The organism is Halomonas sp. KAO (assembly GCF_015595025.1).
Lineage (GTDB): Bacteria > Pseudomonadota > Gammaproteobacteria > Pseudomonadales > Halomonadaceae > Halomonas.
In genome coordinates this window covers 43,499-65,282 of record NZ_JADNRL010000024.1, presented here as the reverse complement: position 1 = coordinate 65,282, position 21,784 = coordinate 43,499, and the positions used below count along the sequence as shown (strand labels likewise).

Annotated in this window: 20 protein-coding genes, 3 tRNA genes and 1 pseudogene; 2 read left to right on the top strand and 22 right to left on the bottom strand. The window is 58.6% G+C overall.

Features of this window, described 5'->3' with window-relative positions; translation table 11 throughout:
• Nucleotides 1-111: 111 nt before the first annotated feature.
• The 10 genes from IOC61_RS11285 to IOC61_RS11240 all read right to left on the bottom strand — a co-directional run bounded on the left by IOC61_RS11285 (nt 112) and on the right by IOC61_RS11240 (nt 8,724).
• Nucleotides 112-188: transfer RNA gene (locus IOC61_RS11285), tRNA-Arg, on the bottom strand.
• A gap of 49 nt (nt 189-237) precedes the next feature.
• Nucleotides 238-314, bottom strand: a tRNA-Arg gene (locus IOC61_RS11280).
• A 21-nt stretch (nt 315-335) separates the two neighbouring features.
• Nucleotides 336-428 (bottom strand) — tRNA-Ser (locus tag IOC61_RS11275).
• An 84-nt stretch (nt 429-512) separates the two neighbouring features.
• Complete coding sequence (gene csrA / locus IOC61_RS11270) at nt 513-710, bottom strand: carbon storage regulator CsrA (protein ID WP_195688915.1); 198 nt, start codon at nt 708-710, stop codon at nt 513-515.
• A gap of 208 nt (nt 711-918) precedes the next feature.
• Entirely contained in the window at nt 919-2,172 is a 1,254-nt protein-coding gene (locus IOC61_RS11265; RefSeq protein ID WP_195688914.1) for an aspartate kinase, read from the bottom strand.
• 102 nt (nt 2,173-2,274) lie between these two features.
• Nucleotides 2,275-4,887, bottom strand: coding sequence for an alanine--tRNA ligase (alaS, locus tag IOC61_RS11260; protein ID WP_195688913.1), 2,613 nt, complete (start codon nt 4,885-4,887; stop codon nt 2,275-2,277).
• 205 nt (nt 4,888-5,092) lie between these two features.
• On the bottom strand, nt 5,093-5,569 hold the full coding sequence (locus IOC61_RS11255) for a regulatory protein RecX (protein WP_195688912.1): 477 nt from the start codon (nt 5,567-5,569) through the stop codon (nt 5,093-5,095).
• Between the two features lie 3 nt (nt 5,570-5,572).
• On the bottom strand, nt 5,573-6,580 hold the full coding sequence (gene recA, locus IOC61_RS11250; protein WP_420706340.1) for a recombinase RecA: 1,008 nt from the start codon (nt 6,578-6,580) through the stop codon (nt 5,573-5,575).
• Between the two features lie 165 nt (nt 6,581-6,745).
• Entirely contained in the window at nt 6,746-8,140 is a 1,395-nt protein-coding gene (locus IOC61_RS11245; protein ID WP_195688911.1) for a DEAD/DEAH box helicase, read from the bottom strand.
• Complete coding sequence (locus IOC61_RS11240; RefSeq protein WP_195688910.1) at nt 8,137-8,724, bottom strand: hypothetical protein; 588 nt, start codon at nt 8,722-8,724, stop codon at nt 8,137-8,139. Before IOC61_RS11240 ends, IOC61_RS11245 begins: the two co-directional genes overlap by 4 nt.
• 99 nt (nt 8,725-8,823) lie before the next feature.
• Between IOC61_RS11240 and IOC61_RS11235 the strand changes: the two genes are divergently transcribed.
• Together IOC61_RS11235 and IOC61_RS11230 are read left to right on the top strand one after the other, a co-directional pair.
• Entirely contained in the window at nt 8,824-9,051 is a 228-nt protein-coding gene (locus IOC61_RS11235) for a helix-turn-helix domain-containing protein (protein WP_161431027.1), read from the top strand.
• A gap of 233 nt (nt 9,052-9,284) precedes the next feature.
• Nucleotides 9,285-9,656 carry a histone-like nucleoid-structuring protein, MvaT/MvaU family gene (locus IOC61_RS11230; protein WP_195688909.1) on the top strand — a complete coding sequence of 124 codons (372 nt, stop codon included), beginning with the start codon at nt 9,285-9,287 and terminating at the stop codon, nt 9,654-9,656.
• Nucleotides 9,657-9,802: 146 nt separating this feature from the next.
• Here IOC61_RS11230 and IOC61_RS11225 read toward each other — a convergent pair whose 3' ends face one another.
• The 12 genes and pseudogenes from IOC61_RS11225 to IOC61_RS11175 form a co-directional block, all read right to left on the bottom strand.
• Nucleotides 9,803-11,686, bottom strand: a complete 1,884-nt coding sequence (locus IOC61_RS11225) for a UvrD-helicase domain-containing protein (RefSeq protein WP_195688908.1) — start codon at nt 11,684-11,686, stop codon at nt 9,803-9,805.
• The gene (locus IOC61_RS11220) at nt 11,683-13,881 is read right to left on the bottom strand and encodes an ATP-dependent endonuclease (protein ID WP_195688907.1); all 2,199 of its coding nucleotides are present in this window, start codon (nt 13,879-13,881) and stop codon (nt 11,683-11,685) included. The genes IOC61_RS11225 and IOC61_RS11220 overlap by 4 nt, the downstream gene beginning before the upstream one ends.
• Before the next feature lie 254 nt (nt 13,882-14,135).
• Nucleotides 14,136-14,504, bottom strand: coding sequence for a 4-fold beta flower protein (locus tag IOC61_RS17955; RefSeq protein ID WP_420706339.1), 369 nt, complete (start codon nt 14,502-14,504; stop codon nt 14,136-14,138).
• Nucleotides 14,505-14,754: 250 nt separating this feature from the next.
• Entirely contained in the window at nt 14,755-15,408 is a 654-nt protein-coding gene (locus IOC61_RS11215; protein ID WP_195688906.1) for an antitoxin Xre/MbcA/ParS toxin-binding domain-containing protein, read from the bottom strand.
• 86 nt (nt 15,409-15,494) lie between these two features.
• Nucleotides 15,495-15,659: a hypothetical protein gene (locus IOC61_RS11210; RefSeq protein WP_229333097.1), complete on the bottom strand. Its 165-nt coding sequence runs from the start codon at nt 15,657-15,659 to the stop codon at nt 15,495-15,497.
• 247 nt (nt 15,660-15,906) lie between these two features.
• A complete protein-coding gene (lgt, locus tag IOC61_RS11205) occupies nt 15,907-16,719 on the bottom strand; it encodes a prolipoprotein diacylglyceryl transferase (RefSeq protein WP_023005047.1) in 813 nt (270 codons plus the stop codon).
• Between the two features lie 64 nt (nt 16,720-16,783).
• Nucleotides 16,784-18,031, bottom strand: a complete 1,248-nt coding sequence (ccmI, locus tag IOC61_RS11200) for a c-type cytochrome biogenesis protein CcmI (RefSeq protein ID WP_023005048.1) — start codon at nt 18,029-18,031, stop codon at nt 16,784-16,786.
• Complete coding sequence (locus IOC61_RS11195) at nt 18,028-18,504, bottom strand: cytochrome c-type biogenesis protein (RefSeq protein WP_195688905.1); 477 nt, start codon at nt 18,502-18,504, stop codon at nt 18,028-18,030. The genes ccmI and IOC61_RS11195 overlap by 4 nt, the downstream gene beginning before the upstream one ends.
• Nucleotides 18,495-19,019: a DsbE family thiol:disulfide interchange protein gene (locus IOC61_RS11190; protein ID WP_031217685.1), complete on the bottom strand. Its 525-nt coding sequence runs from the start codon at nt 19,017-19,019 to the stop codon at nt 18,495-18,497. Before IOC61_RS11190 ends, IOC61_RS11195 begins: the two co-directional genes overlap by 10 nt.
• Nucleotides 19,016-21,004, bottom strand: coding sequence for a heme lyase CcmF/NrfE family subunit (locus tag IOC61_RS11185; RefSeq protein ID WP_023005051.1), 1,989 nt, complete (start codon nt 21,002-21,004; stop codon nt 19,016-19,018). Before IOC61_RS11185 ends, IOC61_RS11190 begins: the two co-directional genes overlap by 4 nt.
• Before the next feature lie 94 nt (nt 21,005-21,098).
• Nucleotides 21,099-21,317 (bottom strand): annotated as a pseudogene (locus tag IOC61_RS11180) (signal peptidase II); the annotation flags it as partial.
• Nucleotides 21,318-21,320: 3 nt separating this feature from the next.
• Nucleotides 21,321-21,784 (bottom strand): cation transporter (locus IOC61_RS11175; protein WP_140599729.1); only part of this gene is annotated, 464 nt, incomplete at its 5' end.

Below are 21,784 nucleotides of genomic sequence, written 5' to 3'. Positions count from 1 at the left end.
CCTCAAACGATCGCGGAGCCGGCGCCCATCGTGGGTACGGCCGGTCCGGCTAGCGAGAAAACATCATAAACAAAACAGAAGACCCGCCCTGCGAGAGGACGGGTCGGTATCTGGCGCGCCCGGGAGGATTCGAACCTCCGACCACCTGATTCGTAGTCAGGTACTCTATCCAGCTGAGCTACGGGCGCTTAGTGCGGTGTTGTCACGGTGACCGCCATCACCTGCTGCGTGTAAAGCTGGCGCGCCCGGGAGGATTCGAACCTCCGACCACCTGATTCGTAGTCAGGTACTCTATCCAGCTGAGCTACGGGCGCTGATGCTTCACGGTATCGTTATGGCGGAGAGGGAGGGATTCGAACCCTCGAAGAGGCTATAAACCCCTTACTCCCTTAGCAGGGGAGCGCCTTCAGCCACTCGGCCACCTCTCCCTAACGACACGGCGCATATCTTACCGTTTCCGAAGGAGTTTGTCCAGCACCCCGGCGGTTTTTTTATTAACCGCCCCCTGCGCACTACACCTCGTGGTCAGAGCCTTCCTCGTCGCTCCTCTCACGCTGAATGCGCTGGTAGATCTCCTCGCGATGGACTGCCACATCCTTGGGTGCATTCACACCGATACGGACCTGGTTACCCTTCACGCCCAGCACCGTCACGGTGATGTCATCACCGATCATCAGGGTCTCGCCGACACGGCGGGTCAGGATGAGCATGGCTGATCTCCTTCTCAGACTTGTTCTCTGGCTGGCAACGGGGTGCTGGCCGACGGCATCACACCGTCTCAGTATGTGGCAGAACGCCTTCCATGACCAACACGGCGGCCCATGAAACACCAAGCCCCCGTTGAAGGGAACCCCACCGCGAGATGCAGCGGGGCTCCCTACCAGCGTAGAAGGTAATCTACCCCCCGAGGGGGTCGGCTTATTCCTCGTTCTCGATATCGGCCTTGTCGAGGCCGAAGGCCTTGTGCAGGGCGCGGACGGCGAGCTCCATCTGCTTCTCGTCGATCACCACGGAGATCTTGATCTCGGAGGTCGAGACCATGCGGATATTGATGCTCTCCTCGGCAAGCACGCGGAACATCTTGGAGGCCACACCGGCATGGGAGCGCATGCCAACGCCCACCAGCGAGACCTTGGCGATATTGTCGTCACTCTTGACCTCGCCCTCGCCCAGGTCGGGCAGCACCTGCTCGTTGAGGATCTTGAGGGTCTGCTTGTAGTCCCCCTTGGCCACGGTAAAGGTGAAGTCGGTGTAGTCGCCGGCCGGGGCCACGTTCTGCACGATCATGTCGACTTCGATATTGGCGCCGGCGATGGGCCCGAGGATGCGCGATGCCACGCCCGGCACGTCCGGGGTGTTGAGCAGCGTCAGCTTGGCCTCGCTGGCAGTGAAGGCGATACCGGAGATCAGCGGTTCTTCCATGGAGTCCTCTTCTTGGTCGGAGTCTGCAACGATCAGGGTGCCGGGGCCGTCCTGGAAACTGGACAGCACGCGCAGCGGAACATTGTACTTGCCGGCGAATTCGACGGCGCGAATCTGCAGCACCTTGGAGCCGAGGCTGGCCAGCTCCAGCATCTCCTCGACGGTGATGCGCTCGAGGCGCTGGGCCTTGCTGCAGACGCGGGGGTCGGTGGTGTAGACACCGTCGACATCGGTATAGATCTGGCACTCATCGGCCTTCAGCGCCGCGGCCAGGGCCACACCGGTGGTGTCGGAGCCGCCGCGACCGAGGGTGGTGATATTGCCCTCCTCGTCGACGCCCTGGAAGCCCGCTACCACGACCACCTGACCATCATCCAGATCGGCCTGCAGCTCATCGGTCTCGATGCGCTGGATCCGCGCCTTGGTGTGGGCGCTATCGGTCTGGATGCCCACCTGAGAACCGGTATAGGAGGTCGCCGGCACCCCCAGCTTGTGCAGGGCCATGGCCAGCAGCGAGATGGTGACCTGCTCACCGGTGGAGACCAGCATGTCCATCTCTCGCGGAGTGGGCTCGTCATTGATCTCGTTGGCCATGCCGATCAGGCGATTGGTCTCGCCACTCATCGCCGACACCACCACCACGACCTGGTGGCCGTTGTCACGGAAGCCTTTGACCTTCTCGGCCACGGCCTTGATGCGCTCCACGGAGCCCACCGAGGTACCGCCGAATTTCTGTACGTATAGTGCCATCTGCAATTTTCCCTCGTGCGTCGGGCGCGGGCGCCCGGGTGAGTGAAAGGTGACTCCTTGCAAACAGGGCCGGCGCCTCACGGCAACCGGCCCTGTCATATCCTATTTCAGGCGCTCTTCGACCCAGGCGGGAACATCCTCCAGGGCCCCCGGCAGGGCAGCGACGTCGCTGCCGCCCGCCTGGGCCATATCGGCTCGCCCACCGCCCTTGCCGCCCACCTGGCCGGCCACGTGATTGACCAGCTCCCCGGCCTTGATGCGACCGGTGAGGTCGTCGGTGACCCCGGCGATCAGGCTCACCTTGCCGGCGGCCTCATCGCCCACTCCCAGCACGATGATGCCGGAACCGAGCTTGTTCTTGAGCTGGTCGAGCATTCCACGCAGCTCCTTGCCGGAGACGCCCTCGAGGGACCTGGCCAGGACCTTGACCCCGGCCACCTCGCTCGCCTCGGCAATCAGGTCGCTGCCGGCGGCGCTGGCCAGCTTGGCCTTGAGCCGCTCGAGCTCCTTCTCCAGGCCGCGATTGCGCTCCACCAGTGACGCCACGCGCTCCTCGACCTGCTCGGGCTTGGCCTTGAGCCGTTCGCCGATGCGGTTGAGCCGGGCCTCCTGCTCATGGAACCAGGCCAGTGCCCCTTCGCCGGTGATCGCCTCGATGCGGCGCACGCCGGAGGCGATGCCCTGCTCACTGACGATATGGAAGCAGCCGATATCGCCGCTGCGCGCCACATGGGTGCCGCCGCACAGCTCGATGGAGAAGTCGTCGGCACCGATGGTCAGCACCCGTACGCTGTCGGCGTACTTGGCCTCGAAGAGTGCCGCCGCTCCCCTGGCCTTGGCCTCGTCAAGGGTCATCTGTTCGACGCGGGTCGGGGCATTGGCCAGGACCTGCTCGTTGACCAGGCGCTCCACCTCGGCAAGCTGGTCGGCGGTCATCGGCTCGAAATGGCTGAAATCGAAGCGCAGGCGCTCCGGGGTGACCAGCGACCCCTTCTGGGCCACATGATCGCCCAGCACCATGCGCAGCGCCTTGTGCATCAGGTGGGTGGCGGAGTGGTTACGCACCGTGGCGGTGCGCAGGCCGGCATCCACCACCGGGCGCACCCTGTCCCCTAGGGCCAGCACGCCCTCGAGCAGCACGCCGTGGTGCAGATGGTGATCACCCTGCTTCTGGGTATCCTCCACCAGGAAGCGACCACCGCCGTCGAGATGCAGATAGCCGGTATCGCCCACCTGGCCACCGGACTCGCCATAGAAGGGGGTACGATCCAGCACCACCACCGCCTTGTGCTCCGGGGTGAGCCGCTCCAGGGCATTGCCCTCGCGGTCGGCCAGCGCGCTGACGGTGGCGTGATCCTCGAGACGCTCGTAACCGGTAAAGGCGGTCTCGCCCTCCAGTTCCAGGGTGCCGCCATAGTCGGCGCCGAACTGACTGGCCGCTCGGGCACGCTCGCGCTGGGCCGCAAGCGCACGTTCGAAACCGACCTCATCGAGGGTCACGCCACGCTCGCGGCAGACATCGGCGGTTAGATCGAAGGGGAAGCCATAGGTGTCATACAGCTTGAATACCGTCTCGCCGGGCAGCACCTCGCCGTCGAGGCCGGCCAGCGCCTCCTCGAGCAGGCCCATGCCATGCTCCAGTGTGCGGGCGAACTGCTCCTCCTCCTTGAGCAGCACCCGCTCGATCTGGGGGCGCGCCTCGCGCAGCTCGGGATAGGCCTCGCCCATCTCGGCATCCAGCGCCCCCACCAGCCGGTGGAAGAAGTTGCCCTGGGCGCCCAGTTTGTGGCCGTGGCGGATGGCGCGCCGAATGATACGGCGCAGCACATAGCCCCGCCCCTCGTTGGAGGGCAGCACGCCGTCGGCGATCAGGAAGGCGCAGGAGCGGATATGATCGGCGATCACCCGCAGCGAGGGGTTGCGGGTATCCGCATGCCCGGTATGTCGCGCCGCCGCCGCCAGCAGGTTCTGGAACAGGTCGATCTCGTAGTTGGAGTGCACTCCCTGCATCACCGCGGCGATGCGCTCCAGCCCCATGCCGGTATCGATGGAGGGCTTGGGCAGCGGGTGCATGTTGCCCTCGGCATCGCGGTCGAACTGCATGAACACCAGGTTCCAGATCTCGATATAGCGATCGCCATCCTCCTCGGGGCTACCGGGAGGGCCACCCCACACCTCGGGACCGTGATCGAAGAAGATCTCGGAGCTCGGCCCACAGGGGCCGGTGTCGCCCATCTGCCAGAAGTTGTCCTCATCGAGCCTGGAGAAGCGCTCGGGGTCGATGCCGACCTCCTCCTTCCAGATGCGCTCGGCCTCGTCATCGCTGACGTGCACCGTGACCCACAGCTTCTCCTTCGGCAGCCCCAGAGTCTCGGTCAGGAACTCCCAGGCGAAGCGGATGGCATCGCGCTTGAAGTAGTCGCCGAAGCTGAAGTTGCCCAGCATCTCGAAGAAGGTGTGATGGCGAGCGGTATAGCCGACGTTATCGAGATCGTTGTGCTTGCCCCCGGCACGCACACAGCGCTGGGAGGATGTCGCGCGCACATAGGGGCGCGGATCGCGACCCAGGAAGACGTCCTTGAAGGGCACCATGCCCGCATTGGTGAACAGCAGGGTCGGGTCGTTGCCGGGAACCAGAGAGCTGGAAGGCACGACGCTGTGGCCGTGCGCCTCGAAGTAACTCAGAAAGGCCTGTCTGATGTCTGCGCTTTTCATGGGGTATCCGTGGCGATGAACGGGAGGACCCGGCGGGCGACGCTGGCTCGAGACGGGCACCGCGACGAGCCTGAACGGGGCACATCGCACTACCACGGGATGCCACCCGGGGCGTTCGCAAAGGGGGTCATTATAGCGCAGTCGTCAAGGGACTGAAGGGGCAGCCGCGTCGGCGGCGAAGGAACGGGTGCACAGCGAGCCTGAGCTAGGCATCGTCAGGGTCGGCGCTCCAGGCGTGTGCCAGGGCGTGGCGCACCTGGTCGAAGTCGAAGCCGCGTCCCGCCAGAAAGCGCTCGCGGCGGGCGCGCTCCCGGGGGGAGTCACCGGGACCGGGGAAGCGCCGCGAGAGCGTCTCACAGGCCAGGGCCTGCCAGTCCACCTCACCCGCCGCGAAGGCCTCTCGCACCTCCTCCGGGTCGAGGCCTCGACGCGCCATCTCCAGACGGATCTTCACGGGCCCCTGCCCACGGAAGAGGCGCGAGCGCAGGAAGCTCTCGGCGAAACGGGTATCCGACTGCAACCCCTGCGCGGCAAGTTCGTCGAGACACTCGTCGATGTCTGCCGGCGCATGCCCCCTGGCCGCCAACCGCTCTGCCAGCTCGGCGCGAGAGTATTCGCGGCGAGCCAGCAGGCGGAGCGCATCGTCTCGGGGCGTGGAGTCACCAGCGCTGCGCTCGAACATGGCTTACAGCCGATCGCTGCCCTGATCGCCATCGGCCGGCAAGGCGACCTCATCGCCCTCCTCCTTGGCGGGCTCTGCCGTGGCAAGCAGCTGAGCACGAATCTGGCTCTCGATCTCCTCCATCACCGCCGGGTTATCCTCGAGGAACTGGGCGGCATTGGCCTTGCCCTGGCCAATCTTGTTGCCCTGGTAGCTGTACCAGGCACCGGCCTTGTCGACCAGCTTGCACTGCACGCCGAGATCGACCACCTCTCCGGCATGGTAGATCCCCTTGCCATAGAGGATCTGGAACTCGGCCTGGCGGAACGGGGGCGCCACCTTGTTCTTGACCACCTTGACCCGGGTCTCGTTGCCGGTCACCTCGTCGCCCTGCTTGACCGAGCCGGTACGCCGGATATCCAGACGCACACTGGAGTAGAACTTGAGCGCATTGCCGCCGGTGGTGGTCTCGGGGCTACCGAACATCACGCCGATCTTCATGCGGATCTGGTTGATGAACACCACCATGCAGTTGGCGTTCTTGATATTGCCGGTGATCTTGCGCAGCGCCTGGGACATCAGGCGCGCCTGCAGACCGACATGGGAGTCGCCCATCTCGCCCTCGATCTCGGCGCGGGGGGTCAGCGCCGCCACCGAGTCGATGATGATCACGTCGACACCACCGGAGCGCACCAGCATGTCGCAGATTTCAAGGGCCTGCTCGCCGGTATCGGGCTGGGAAACCAGCAGATCATCCAGGTTGACGCCCAGCTTTTCGGCATAGCTGGGGTCAAGGGCATGCTCGGCGTCGATAAAGGCGCAGGTCTTGCCCTGCTTCTGGGCCTGGGCGATCACCGAGAGCGTCAGGGTGGTCTTGCCCGAGGACTCCGGGCCGAAGATAAATAGGGACTCATGGATTTCCTCGGATTCGGTTCGCCCTCCAGGCCAGCCCCTTCGCCCCTCAGGCCAACCACCAAGCACGCCATGTGGCAACCTTGGTGTAGCGGCTTGGTGAACCTGCTGATGAATCATGTGAGCCCCGCACTTTTACGCCATATTGACCGAAGGATAGCAGAGCACAATCAAAATGATCAAACAAACAACAAACACAGCCGAAAAAATTAATTTAAAACCAAAAAGCTTGCTCACCAGAAAAGCAAGCTATTCAAAGAAAATCAAGAAACAAGCCCTCAAAACCTAAAGAAATCTCAACAACTCTTCGCGATACTTCCCCGAGAAACTCAAATGATAAACCGGCTCAACCGAAGAATAAAACTCTTTATCTTTACTTAACTCACCGCATTCTCCGAAAGCAGCCACAACTCCATCAAGCACGCCACTCAAGTGACCACCTTCACCTCCAACCCAATTTGCATCTTCATTGTTAACGAAGGTCATCTCCTCCTTCTTAAAAACCAAATTATCGTTCGGCAAATCTTGTGCAACACGCTCGGCAAAGCGTCTAAGAACCGGCTCAGCCAACATAAACAACCATGCATTTTCGTCCTCCGCGCCACTCCTCCTCAAGACTCTCCCTAACACTTGGCGATAATGCAGCTCCGTACGAATTCGACTGAGGTAGCAGCATACTTGAAGTCGAGGAATATCCGTTCCCTCGCTAACCATACCAACTGCCACAATCCAGCGGCAATCACTGTGTCGAAAGAAGTTGATCACTTGCTGCGCGCCAGGAGTCCTATTAGTGACAACATGGCAAGCCTCTCCTCTGGCCTCTAAGGATAAAGCTACCTGATGGGCATGCTCAATATCGGTTGCCACGACCAAGCCTGCCGCATCCGGCTTTTGTTGCCGCACCTCATCTAACCTCTCACAAGCCAGCCCCAGTATCTGATGCACCACATCATCATGGCGAAGGAGGTCCTCGTAGGTGATTGGGGAATCTCCGAGCAATGCAGCAATGCTTGGAAAGAGCCTGGCAGTGCTCTCGTCCCTAATCTCTTCGGTTAGCTTAACCTCTTGATGGTCAAGAAGCACAATGCGCGGCGAGCGACACACATTATCATTGACGGACTCTCGTAGGCCGTATCTAAAGTCGCAGATCAACTCACCTTCTGGTGATGAATAGCGTGCTAGTGCGATGGGTAGGTCATCAGAACGCCATGGAGTCCCCGAAAGTGCCAATGTGTAGGCGGCGCGGTCCTGAACTCTCTGAAGGATTTTCTGACCCCAGGCATTACTTAGCAAAGGATCATGTCCAGCACAGTGGTGTATTTCGTCAAACACGACAAAAGCACGAAAGTCATTGAGAAGCTGCCAGAAGGACTCATCCCTATAATCCATAGCCTGGTAGGTATAAGCACCCCCAACGGCACCGACCAAGCCATCAAGCCGCTTATCCAGTACTTCTGAAAAGGTTTGGCGAAAACCTTCTACAACCTGGCATGAGGGCGCAAAGCAAAGAACTAGATCTATCTGATTATTCTCAAAGAGACAGCGTGCAAGTTCTGCTGCCAATCGTGTCTTGCCAGCGCCTGGAGTTGCCTGACACAAAAAGTGTGGTGTGGTAGCAAAGTGATGCAGCGCCGCGTCAATGCAGCGCTGCTGCCACAGCCTGAGTCGCGGCAACTTCATGGCGAGGACAATGCAGAAATCGTCTTCTCCACCGCACGCAGGTGGCCCAGCAGGCGAGAACTTTGGTCCTTCGCTTCTTGATACTCACTTTCCACATGGGCTCGCAGGTATGGCATGTCGCTAAGCAGCTGCTTGTAACGCTCGGCCTCCCCCATTGAGGCGAGAAGATCCAGGCGGACCTCCTTGAGCGTCGTTTCTAGTCGCTGGTAGACCTCTGACTCAGGACGGTTTGGGGCTGAGGTAGGCGTAGCCTCGGCGGACGTCCGCTTCTTGGTCTTGCTGGGCGTGAAGCTTGCCTCAAAGCCATTACTAATTAAGTTTAACCGCAATTTTTCTGGCATGGGAAGACGATGATAGACCTGCCCGCGGCTCTTGCGCTCATCGTCTAGCACGAGCCAGCCCACGCGCAGCATGCGGCGTATCTGCTCATACACATACCTCCGCACATCCTTCAGCTGGAACGAACCCTCCTCCAGCCTGGACGCGAAGGCATCCCGGAGGTCCTGCGTGGTGAACCGATCAAGCCCTTCCTCCTGAAGGAGCTCATACAGCCGTTTGTCGAGGGTGAACGTGTTGGGCTTCATGGGAGGTCCGGGGGAAAAGAGTAAAATGCGGATTATAATCCGTGGCCTGACGGTCCGCAAACGCATGATAGTGCCGCCTCAAGAGATTTTGAGGCGGCCATGGACCATCTGGCGAAAGCAATAGGGGAGCGGATTCGACACCGCAGGAAGGCGCGCGGTCTATCTCAGGATGACTTAGCACTGCTGAGTGGCATAGATAGGAGCTACGTAGGCCGAATTGAACGAGGGGAGGTCAACATCACTGTAGAGAAGCTTTACCGTATCGCCACAGTGCTGGCCTGTGACCCAGCCACTCTTCTTCCTGCGGCCACAGAGCTCTACAGCTGAGCTTTACTGCCATACGCTCTCTTCTCACACCTAAAAAGTGAGACAGTAAGTCAATGCCTGCATTAATCGCAACGCGTCATACTCCAGTGATTCAGGCTCATCGAGCATAGAAGCCGCATGAAGCGGGGTCGTCTCGGCGAATCATTTCTGATCTTGACAGGGACACCATTATGGCTTGATTTATTCTTGACTATTCCCCATAGTTGTAGCTATCCACCCGAACAGAAGGTCACATGTCCATACTAGCTTCCTACATGCAGAAGGAACAGCAGCTAAAACAGCTTCAGGAAGAGCTGGATAGGCTCAAGAACGACGACCGCCTCAAGGCTGAGCTCCAGTTCAAGGATAAGCTGGAAGCTCTCATGCGAGAATTTGACAAGTCGGCTGCAGATGTCATCAAGCTGCTTGACCCACAACAGACAGCGGCCAGACCCTCCAGCACCACGAGCACGGGTCGCGCCAAACGCAAGCTGAAGATCTATAAAAACCCTAATACTGGTGAAGTCGTAGAGACACGCGGCGGCAACCAGAAAACACTAAAAGCCTGGAAAGACGAATACGGTTCGGACACCGTTGAAGGATGGCTGGTCAGAACAGAGGATTAAAGATCATGCCCTGCCCATCTAAAGATGTGGTTGGCAGGGCCGCTTTCGGCCAAAAGCGGCCCTTGAATCTATGATCATTTGCTCCGGGAAGGCTTTCGAAAAGCTGATCTGTTGGTAGATAGAAAGCTGACTTTCTGCCATAGAAATTAGTCTAAGACTTGGACGCATTCGGGATCAAAGAATTCCCTCTTGAGCAATACGTCACGCATCCGTGCTGTGTCATCGGTAAATACCACTACGGCAAGGTCGGACAGTGCCCGCGAGCAGCAAACATAGAATAAGCGCCGGGTTCGATCGATGACAGAGTCTTTACCGGAAGCAATGTTCGCGTAATCTGTATCTGAAAGTTCCGTTACGCCGAAATACTTGCCGTAGGAGAACGTATTTGTTCGCCCCTCCTGATCGTCAACTACAACGATAACCTTATCGAATTCGGCTCCCTTGATGCCTTGCTGAGTTGAAAAGGGAGACATCTTCTCGATATATTTACGGTAACCCCACAGCTCAGAAACGTCACATTGCATGAAACGAAGCGCAGCATTGTCTGTCGCCGGATCGGGAACCGTTTCAGGTGATTCAGCGTAGATATTGATCAGCTCAATGTAACGCTCATCGAGCGCTGCCAAATTGCTATCTCTAATTAATCGCATGACATCACCGATGCGCATGCCGCTATCGGCTTCTAACATTGCCACCAGCCCGCCGAGCTGTTCTCGCAGACCATTCAGCAGTCCCGCAGTGTCAACAGCGGCCAGAGCATCGGGCTGTAAGCGAGGGCAATGTTTCCGAAGCAGGCGCATGATCTCGAATTCCCGCCCTTCGTGCCGCGCAAGGACCAATGGCAAGATGTAAGATAGGAGGGGACGCACTACCCATGCCGTTCCGTCAATCAAGCCGGTGCTGAGCTCTTCCGGAGATTTGTCATTGAGGGCACTATAGAGGTTCGGAAAACCTAGCCGGGTTGACGCCATCCGATGGACCAACACTAGGAGCCGCAGCGCTTCCTCGTCATCTTCCTTCAGCCAGCCATCATCACCATCCTGGTCGGACAGCCAGCGACGTGCTTCCTGCAGCCGCTCGTGTCGCAGATCATCGGCAGGTAGTATCAATACTCTGGCAGATCCTTCGACGGAAACATCTCCATCGCCCACCGAAATGCGGCGTCCTCGCGTTTGCTCAAGCCGGTCATCTTCTGCCCTGATTCGGTTGATGACGCGGAGCACTGCTTTAGGGCATCTGAAATTCTCGGGCTTCTCCAGCGTTTCCCATCCCTCTTCGGCCGGAATGGAACCAGCACCTTGCATGTAAATCTTTTGCACGGGATCGCCGAAGAAACCAAGGCAAAAACCTAACGGAAAAGCACGTGCCACTTGGACAAGGGAATCCACAAAAGCCGGATCAGTGTCCTGACTTTCATCGACAAAGATGACCGGAAAGCGCCGTGCCAAAACGGCCTGCATCAGTGCATGACCTGCAATAAACTCGGGTCCTATCTTCAGGATATCGCTGTGACCTAGAACACCATTTGAATAGTCGCTACCAGTCCCGTACCGGAAACTTTTTACAGAACTGATCTCTGTAAGCTGACGCCTATAGCGCTCGATGAGTTCTGCTGCACGAATTTTCGTGGCTTCTCTCGTACGCGGTTTGTCGATCTTCTCTTGCTCTTCGGCAATCTTCTCCTGCAACCGGTTACTGACCCATTCCTGGAGATTGTTTTGAAACGGCTTGATGAGTGTCCAGAGAAAGCTGTGGATTGTGGAGATGTGGAATAGTTCGTCGTTCCCGACGTCACCGCGAATTTCATCTACGGCCACTTCGGTATAGGTTATACAAGCGACTTGTTGCCCTTTTCGGCGGAGGGAAGGACCTTGAGTACACTCGATCTGAGCAAGGGCTTTAACCAGCGATGTTGTCTTTCCCGAACCGGCCCCCGCAACCATCACGAAATGCCGATTGCTGTCACCCGCAAGCCGCTCGTGAAGTGCCATGTCGGTTGCTGTATTGGGTTTTCCGATGCGGTTTGTCATACGGCGCCACCTTTTTGTTGGTCATGTTCTTCCGCTGTCACGCCCAAGGTGGTTTCGAGCCAAGTTAAGCCTTCGGCTATATAACGAGGGACCTTCCAACTATCCGGGTGCTTGGATAGCAGTGCGAGCGCGAAGTCGGTTTTCTTGTAGTTTGAGCCATGTACTTTGTTGTGAAGCTTCTGCGCGAGATCTTCCAGATTTTTCGGTGCTTGTACCCGGAGTCTCAGTTCCCGATTGGCGGCATCCTGCGTCCAATCCAGATTATCGAATGCAAAGGCGACTTCGAGTGTACGACCGGCTCGCTCTATCTGTTCGCCGTCGCGCTCGAGATTGACGGTGCAGGGATAGGTGACGCGGATAGCGCCCAATCCGAATTCATCTGCTGCTATTGTCTTGGACGCAGCATCAGCGTCCAGAAGATCGTCGATCCTGTTTCTACCGGGCAGCCACTGCGCAAGCATTTGGTTAGATGTCACCGCGTCTAGAGTTTCCGGCGTGCAAGTGCTGCCTGGAGTAGCCTCGCCCTCACCGGCATCGCCCTCTTCCACCGGCTCGACGCCATCATCCTCATCAACCGGTCCCCTCACACTGTCTAAATCAGTAACGACGAGCGTTGTGATACCGAGGAATTCAATGAGCGTGCGGAACAAGTGTGCGTAAGCGCCACCGATTTCGAGTACGCTAAGGTAACAGGACCGTAGGCCCGGTGCCGCTTTCTCTATCATCTGCGGCATGACCAGCCGCTCGACGTTGCCTTCAACGAGAACGGCCGCGTCAGCGAAAAATATATCGCAGTGCATTAGCTTTAAATACCGCTCCAGAAAATCTCGGCTAGGGTTTCCCGTCGCCCGATAGAATGCCGACAGATTAAGGACCTTGGACGATTGCTCAATGCCCGTGCCCTCGCGACGGAAATAACGAATAGGCTGAAAGCCGCGCTCGTAGAGAATGTGAGGCGAGTGGGTCGTCAAAACAAGCTGTGTGTGGAATCCATCAGGCTCGTCACCTTCTTCCGCCAGAATCTCCAAGATCTTGTTGACGAACACTTGCTGCAACTGGGCATGCAAATGGGCTTCTGGTTCTTCGACAAACACTAGATGAAGAGGTGGACGCTTTTCTTCCGTTGCAAACCATTGCGCATGGAGATCAAGAAGTTCGACGACCATGTAGATGAGGTTCTTGAAGCCAAGGCCGTTGTATTTATCGGGAAGCGTAAGCCCGTCATCGTTTAGGGCATAGTGAACATGGGTGCCATCTTGGCTATTCATAACTGTAGCCGGATTAAGCGCCGACTTAATAATCAGGCGTGGATTGGCCAGCCCTGGATATCCAAGTTGGCCGAGACGCTGAAGAGTACCAGTAAACACTTGTTCAAGATGCTGGTTCAGCAAGGCCTCGGATTCTGCGAGTGCTCTGATCGCGTTGTGGTCCTCACCACGGCGCTCCAGATTTCGTTGGTAATAGCGACTAAGATGTCGGGAAAGTTCCTCCGAGCGGCTGCCTCCCTCGCTGTCTGACAGATGACGCTGGGCGTGTAGAAAGTCAATCTTAATCAGAGAGTTGACTATATCCCTCCCTGTTCTACCTTGGTCACGCAGCAGCTCTTGAGGTTCGTAGTCTACGTTAGGCTCAAAATCATTATTGAACTTAGATTCATCGAGGACAAAGTATTTGAATTCATATTCTTTCTGAATATTTTCTTCGAGAAACTCGCGCAGCGATCGCGGCGGGGCAACATAGTTTTCTTCGTCGTCAGGTGCCCCCGCACCCTCAACAGCTTCTTGTGCCTGCGCATGCCGTTCGCGGAAGCGAGCCAAAGTTTCATCTTCGCTTTGCGGTGCGAACGCGATACGAACGCCGACTTTCGATCCCTGCCAATCAAGGTTAGGAAGCAGATCAATAACACGATGGAGGTCTGACTGATCGACCTCAAACCAAAAGTCAACTGACAAGACGGGAAGCGAAGCACCTTCCTGCCCTGCTTCAAAAGCGTTAATATCGCCCCAACTACATGCGCTGATATCATGAAAGCGAAAACGGTCTTTTGAACCACCGGTGAAGAAATGCATCGCATGTGCGACAGATGTCTTGCCGCTGTTATTCGAACCCACAAAAATCGAAATTTCGTTATCCAGATCGATTGTCACATCCGACAGTCTGCGGTAATTTTTTATCCTGATCGCACTCAAAAACATCCGTTCCCCCACATATGAAGCCCAACACCCCTATTTTCACTATAGATTGTAGAAAAATCTATAGCCACCTTGATCTTCAAGTCTGATGTGTTGACGAAGCCATTGAATGATTTTCTTCCATTACTAGATCTTTTTATTGTCTGCTGAGGCTTCCGCTCGAGCGATTTGGATAGAAAATGACAAACAGGCAGTGCCATATAACGCCAAGCTAAAGCGCGCCGCTTTTCGCGTCGCAACTGAGCTTTTTGTTAGAGCTATTGTCCAGACCATGCAAAATAGCTTTCGGAGGACCAACCGCCCGCCGGAGTCGCAGGCCTAGCTGGTTTTGCTGGCTTGGCCGGTTTAGCTGGTTTTGCAGGCTTGGCAGCCTTTGCAGCTTTAGCGGGCTTAGCCGGTTTTGCCGTACCGGTGACTCTTTCATTGGGATTCCAAAGGACGGGCTTGCCGGATGTATCCTTACACAGAAGCCCTGAGACAGGGCCAAGCCAATTACCAGACCTCGATGACCAAGCATGACCATTTGATATAAAGGCCACCCACTCCATGTTGGCTCCAAAAATATGCTCGTTTGGTTTTATCCAAGCAACGAGATCACAATTTTTATCGAACAATGGCAGTAACATTCCAACCCCTTATTGCTAATTTATTGCTAATATTTCTACAGGTATCAGACCGCGGGCTCGATATTCCACTTCAACGCGCACTCAACAATATTATGCCGTTTGCCAACTCCTCTCTTACCTACTGAAGATCCTTAAAATTAATTATCATTTTGTACTATAACGCCAATCATAGTACATGCTTCATAACACAACCGAGCGCGGATGCTTACTTTGTCGGAAAGTCCGCTTTGGGTCGATAGCGGTCTTTCATTCATGTATAGACCCCGTACTCCAGTCGCATGATAAGGTCGTAAATTTGCTGAGAATCTTCCACCATCACATCTGCCGGAGTGCGACTTCCAAGAGCAATTTCTGGGCTCGTCATCCAGCGTTCGGCACCTTCTCGACTTTCAAACAATCGCTCGGCGGCTTGCCAGATATCTCTCTCAGTAGGTGCCTCCAGAATTTCGCGTCCAACATCGGGTGTGTCCTGCCAAGCTTGTAACTCATCAGGGGGTGGAGCCTGAAGATCGCACTGTGCCAGTAGTTGATCGAGGGAGTAAGGCCGCTCCTCCGCGGGAACAGCCTTGGTGGTGTCGACATCGGGTCGGGTGAGCATTTCTCGCAGCCACGCCTCAACTTTCGCGCACACCGCGTCATTCTCTTCAGGCGGCACGAGAGTGGCGTCGATCTCACCGCTACGGCAGATGAAGAACTCGTCCGGAATGGTCAGGGCGTAACCGCCGCGCAGGTAGGCGATGATCTCCCCGCTCATAGCCGCCATGTAGGAACGGTCGCTTTGCAGGCATTCAAGCGCCTCTCGGAAGCTCTCCAAGGGCTGTGGGAAGCGGTCACGGAGGTCGATGGCCCGGTAGGCAAAGATACGGGCGAGCGGGTCTTTGGGAGGGTGTGAGGGCTGTGTCATGGGGAGGCTAACCTAGCGGATGGTGTGGCTTTCAGGGTAGCCCATGCCCGACGCGGACTACTGTTGCTCCCTTACGGGTACCAGCATCAGTCCAGAAAAGCAGCGATGCCTTCCTCGTCGATCGCCTCATGCACCGCGTCCAGGGCAGCCTGGTCAGTAGCGAAGCGGTCGTCCCATACATGGGAGGTGCCCTCCTCATTGACGACTTCCAGCAGCCAGTCGACCTCCTCTTCCAGGCGGTAGATATCCACCTGCAGGGTGTGGCCATCGCAAACCGATGGCGGTGGAGGTAATAGTCCTCGGCAATGACGAAACCGACGTAGAGCCTCCTATCGTCTCGCCAGGCGCTGGCCCGGAAGGCTTCTTTAGCCGCCAGGAATTCCCGTTGAGCCGAGGTACCGAAGGGGGAGCTCTTGCCACTGCCCGCGGGAAACTCTCCACGGGCCGCTACCGGTGTGGCGACGAACAGCAGCACCAGCAGAAAGGTGAAGGCCGTGTTCATGAGGCCGCCGCCGTTTTCCCCCTATCCACTGGCTGACGCATTGACCAGACAACCAGGGCCAGCCCCGCGATGAGCATCGGCAGGGTCAACAGCTGCCCCATGGTCAGCCAGCCGAAGGCGACGAACCCTAGGTGAGGATCGGGCAGGCGCACGAACTCCACGGTGAAGCGGAAGGCGCCATACAGCACCAGGAACAGCCCGGAGATGAGGCCCCGCTGGCGCGGTCGGCGCGACAGCCACCACAGCATGACAAACAGCACCACGCCTTCCAGGGCGAACTCATAAAGCGCTGAAGGGTGCCGCGGCTCCGGCCCCAGCCCCATCATGGGGGGGAAGACCATGGCCCAGGGAACGTCACTGATACGTCCCGGTAACTCGTGATTGATGAAGTTGCCGAGGCGCCCGGCGCCCAGGCCGATCGGCACCAGCGGGGCGATGAAATCGGTCAGCTGGAAAAAAGCCAGGCGATGCTTGCGGGCAAACAGCAGGGCGGCGATGAGCACACCGGCAAGGCCGCCATGGAAGCTCATGCCCCCGTCCCAGACCCTGAAGAGCCACAAGGGGTTGGCAAGAAGTTGCTCGAGCCCGTAGAACAGCGCATAGCCCAGGCGGCCACCCAAGATGATCCCCACGGCAGCGTAAAAAATCAGATCGCCGATATCATCGTGACTCAAACCCAGGCGATGGGCTCGACGACGCCCTAGCCACCAGGCGGCGGCCAGCCCGACCACATACATCAGGCCATACCAGTGAATCTGCACGGGCCCCAGGGAGATGGCCACGGGATCGATCTGCGGATATTGCAGCATGGTTCTTCCTTAATGCTCTGACAGCCAAGTCGCGTTGCCGAGACTGCGTTTACGATCAGCCTGGCTAGTCAACGATGCGATCGATGGTGACGTCGATCGGCGAGTCGGCCTCGCCGAGTGTCACCGGCCCCGCCTCGCCGATCAGGTCGCCTGGCTGCGGGGTGGCCTCGTCCGATGCGGAGACGCGCACCGTCAGGCGCAGCTCGGCAATCTGGGAGAGCCGTGCTTGGGGCGCCATGGCATCGTCGTCGTCGAGTGTCACCTCGAGCGGTAGGTCGGCGACCGTGGCCCGCTCGATGGCCAGCGGCGGCAGTTCGCCGGCCACGTCGCGGGCGACGACGAACACCGTGTCGCCCGGCGCGGCCCACTCGCGGAGCGCTTCGGCGAGGCCGACCCTGACCGCGAGCGACGCGCCGTCCTGCGCGGCCTGATGGGCATCGACCTGGTCGGACGAGGCGTCCAGGCGCTGTTGTGCCACGGCAATGCCCTCCCGCAGCGCTTCCGCCGAGCCGGGGTCGTCGAAGCCGGCGATCGCGCGTCGCCAGTAATCGATAGCCTCTTCATAGCGGGCGCGATCGAAGGCATGGATGCCCAGCATGCCGAGCACCGTCGGCTGACGCGGATCCTTGTCTAGGGTCTCGTCGACCAGTGCCTGGACCTCCTCGGTCATCGAGCGATTGGCGACGAAGAATTGGATCTGTGCCAATTGCGCCAGCAGGGAAGGCTGTCGACCCTCCAGCTCAATCAGGCGCTCAAGCGCGGCGATGGCATCACGTCCCCGATTGCTGTCCCGGTACAGCGGAAACAGCGACATCCACACCTTGGGATTGTCCGGCTGTCGCTTGGCCTGCTCCTCGAGCCGCTCGATCAGCATCGCCAGCGAGCCGTCAGGCGAGTTGCGCACCTCCTGATGCACGGCATACAGTGCCAGATCGCCCTCGGCGCCTTCCCGTTGATACCAGAGCAGACTGGCCACCACCAACGCCACCATCACCAGCGGCACCAACAACCGTCCGGCCTGGGGGGATTTGAGCGGTGTGCGTCGGCGTACCTGGGTATCCTCGAGCAGGCTGCGTTCGAGCTCCAGCCGACCCTCCTCGACTCGCGCGGTGTCGAGCTCGCCGCGTGCATGGGCCGTTTCCAGCGAGGCCAGGCGCTGACGATAGACCGCCACGTTCTGGGCATCGGTGCGCTGCTTGGTTTCGAAGGCCTGCTGAGCATCGTGCAGCGGGCGGGTCCGTCTCAGCGGCAGGATCACGAGCCACAGGGCAGGCAACAGTAACAGGGCGATGCCCAACCAGAGCAGATTCATTCGCTCCCCTCGCGGTTAAACAGGGCATTGAGGTACTCGCGCTCCTCGGCGCTGAGCGCTCGAACCTGGGCATGCTTTCGTTTGCGGACGAAGACCGCCACGATAACCCCCCCGATCATCACCAGCACGAACGGCAATCCCCATAGCAACCAGGTACGCTCGTCGAGTCGCGGGTTATAAAGCACGAATTCGCCGAAGCGTGCGACCATGTAATCGAGGATTTCTTTATCGGATCGCCCTTCGCGTAACAAATCTGCAACGCGTTCGCGCATGTCGGCAGCCACCGGGGAATCCGAGCTGTCGATGGCCTGGGCATCGCATTTGGGGCAGCGCAATGAGGCAGTAAGATCACGATAGCGCTCGGCCATTACTGGCCTCTCGAAGTCACGCACCTCGATAGCCGAATCCGCCAGCACAGGGACCGACGTTATCAACAAGAGCAACAGCAGGCCGGCCCGGGTCATCAACGCCATTTGCCCACCTCCTGCACGACACGTTCGACATCCTCGGGAGTGATATAGCCCGTGTGCTTATAGCGAATGATGCCCTCGGCATCGACGAGGAAGGTCTCCGGCACACCGTAGACGCCGAGCTCGAACCCCAGATCGCCATCCGGATCGAAGATATTGACTTCGAACGGGTCGCCGAACTCGTCGAGAAACTCCCGCCCCTTGACGCGGGTGTCCTTGTAGTTGATGCCGACCAAGCGCACGCCGCGCTCAGCGAGTGTCAGCAGCTGGGGCATTTCCTCCTTGCAGGTCGGGCACCACTCGGCCCAGACATTGACCAGCGTGACCTGCCCGTGCAACAGCGACTCATCGACCCGGGCACCAGGATCCTTCAGTGTCGAGAGGGAAAAGGCAGGAAACTGCTGGGCTAGCAGTGCCGAATTGCGGGCACTGGGATCCATGGCCAAGCCTCGGTAGAGAAAGAAACCCAGTCCCAGGAAAACCAGCAAGGGGAAAAGCAGTAACAGTCGCCGTTTCATGTATGGACCTCACGGAGGAGAGTGGAGTCAGCTGGCACTGAGCGCTGACGCCGATAGCGACGGTCCGCCACCGCCAGCAGACCGCCAGTGGCCATCAACAACGCCCCCAGCCAGAGCCAGCGTACGAACGGCTTGATCTGGATTCGCATGGCCCAGGCACCGTCACCCAAGTCTTCGCCCAGCGCCACGTAAATGTCCTGCAGCAGCCCAGGGCGCAGGGCGACGTCGGTCATGGGCTGACCGCGGGCAATATACAATCGCTTCTCGGGCCGTAGGGTGGTGACATGCTGGCCATCACGTGTCACCTCAAGGGTTGCCGTATCGGCCAGGAAATTGGGACCGCGGCGCTCGCTCAGGTCGGTCATGGTGAAGCTGTAACCGCCTATCTCGACACGCTCCCCCACGGCAAGACGTACGTTACGCTCGATGGCATAGTTCGACACCATGGCCACGCCCACGATGGTGATGGCCATGCCCAGATGGCCGACTACCATGCCCCAATGCGCCAGCGACAGCTTGCGCAAGCCGGCCAGGGGTGAGGAGGCATGGCGGGTCTTGTCGAACAGGTCACGGATCAACGCCAGCACGACCCACAGGGCCATGACCAGCCCCAGCGCCACGGCGGCGTTCCATTCTCCGCCGTAGAGGAACGGCACCGCCGCCGCCGTGATCAGCGCGGCGATGCCGGACCAAAGTAGTCGGCGCATCAACTCGCGCCCCGCCATCTGCTTCCAGCGCGCCACGGGGCCTAGCCCCATGAAGGCGCACAGCAGCACGGTCAGCGGCACGAATAGCGTATTAAAGTACGGTGGGCCGACGCTGATCTTGCCCAGCCCCAGGGCATCGAGAATCAGCGGGTAGACCGTGCCCAGCAAAACGGTCACGGTCATGACGACCAAGAGGATATTGTTGATCAGCAACAGCGCATCTCGAGACAACCAACCGAAGCCCACATTGCCGCTCATCCGCGGCGCACGCAGGGCAAAGATCAGCAAGGAAGCGCCCACCGTGAACCCCAGCAGTGCCAGAATGAAGATGCCCCGTGACGGGTCATTGGCGAAGGCATGCACCGACGTCAGCACCCCGGAGCGCACCAGGAAGGTGCCCAGCAGCGACAGCGAAAAGGTAAAGATCGCCAGCAGGGCGGTCCAGCTCTTGAAGGTGCCACGCTTTTCCGTGACCGCCAGCGAATGGATGAGCGCCGTCCCGGTCAGCCAGGGCAGGAACGAGGCGTTCTCCACCGGGTCCCAAAACCACCAGCCGCCCCACCCCAGCTCGTAGTAGGCCCACCAACTACCCAGCGCGATGCCCATGGTGAGGAAGGCCCAAGCAATATTGGTCCAGGGCCGCACCCAGCGTGTCCAGGCGGCATCGAGCCGCCCTCCCAGCAAGGCAGCGATGGCAAAGGCGAAAGCTACCGAGAAGCCCACATAGCCCATATAGAGCATGGGGGGATGGAGGATCAGCCCGACGTCCTGTAGCAGCGGGTTGAGATCGGCGCCGTCCTGAGGCACTCCCGGCAGCAGACGTTCAAAAGGGCTCGACGTGATCAGGATGAACAGCAAGAATCCGGTGCTGACCATGCCCATGACCCCCAAGACACGGGCCAGCATGTCACGCGGCAGGTTGCGCGAGAACAGGCTGACGGCGAAGCCCCAGCCGCTGAGGATCAGGCTCCATAGCAGCACCGAGCCTTCGTGTCCCCCCCACACCGCCGTGAGCTTGTAATACCACGGCAGCATCGAGTTGGAGTTGTTGGCCACATAGGACACACTGAAATCATCGAGCAGGAAGCTCGCGGTCAGGCTGGCATAGGCCACCAGCAAGAAGGCGAACTGCCCCCATGCCATGGGCTCGGCGAAGGCCATCCAGAGTGGGCGGCGGAGCGTGACACCCGCTAACGGAGCCAGCGCCTGTATAAACGCCAGGCCCAGCGCCATGATCAGCGCGAAGAGACCGAGTTCAGGAATGATTTTGACGAGCATGGTGATTCCGTCTTGAGTCGCGTGATTTCGGGTATACGGATTTAATGATTGATGGGGTGAAGGTGCCCCATCAACCATTAAATCCGTATACCCTAAAAAAGTAGCGCTGCCAGCCTCCACCATTCGCAAAAAGACTGAATGCGGCACCGGTGTTCCATAGGTGCACCCAGTTAAAGAACGGGGTCACCGAAACATACTCGCCATAGGCCATTGATTGCTGCACCAGCCACTTTACAGCCTGATCAGACGCTGCCAGCAGGCCCGATATGGACAATAGGGCATACGGCGAGAGCTTTTTGCCAATAATGAGCATTATTTAACCCTTCAACGCCAAAATGCGTCTGGCACCGTTAAGTACAATGCCCCCCGCGATGGTGCCGATAATCAGATCCGGATAATTGGAACCGGTCCACGCGACCAGGGCGCCGGCGGTGATGACCCCCAGGTTGATCACCACGTCGTTGGCCGAGAATATCCAGCTTGCCTTCATGTGCGCCCCGCCTTCCCGATGTTTGGATATGAGCAGCAGACAACTGGTATTGGCAATCAATGCGACGAATGCGATAGCCATCATCACCAGCGATTCAGGCTCACTACCGAATACAAAGCGTCTCACCACCTCTACGAGCACGCCCACAGCCAAGATCAGTTGCAGTACACCAGCAAGATGCGCGGCACGTACCTGCATTTTCACGCTATGTCCAACCGCATAAAGGGCAAGCCCGTACACCGCCGCATCGGCAAAATTGTCCAGGGATTCTCCAATCAGGCCGGTGGACT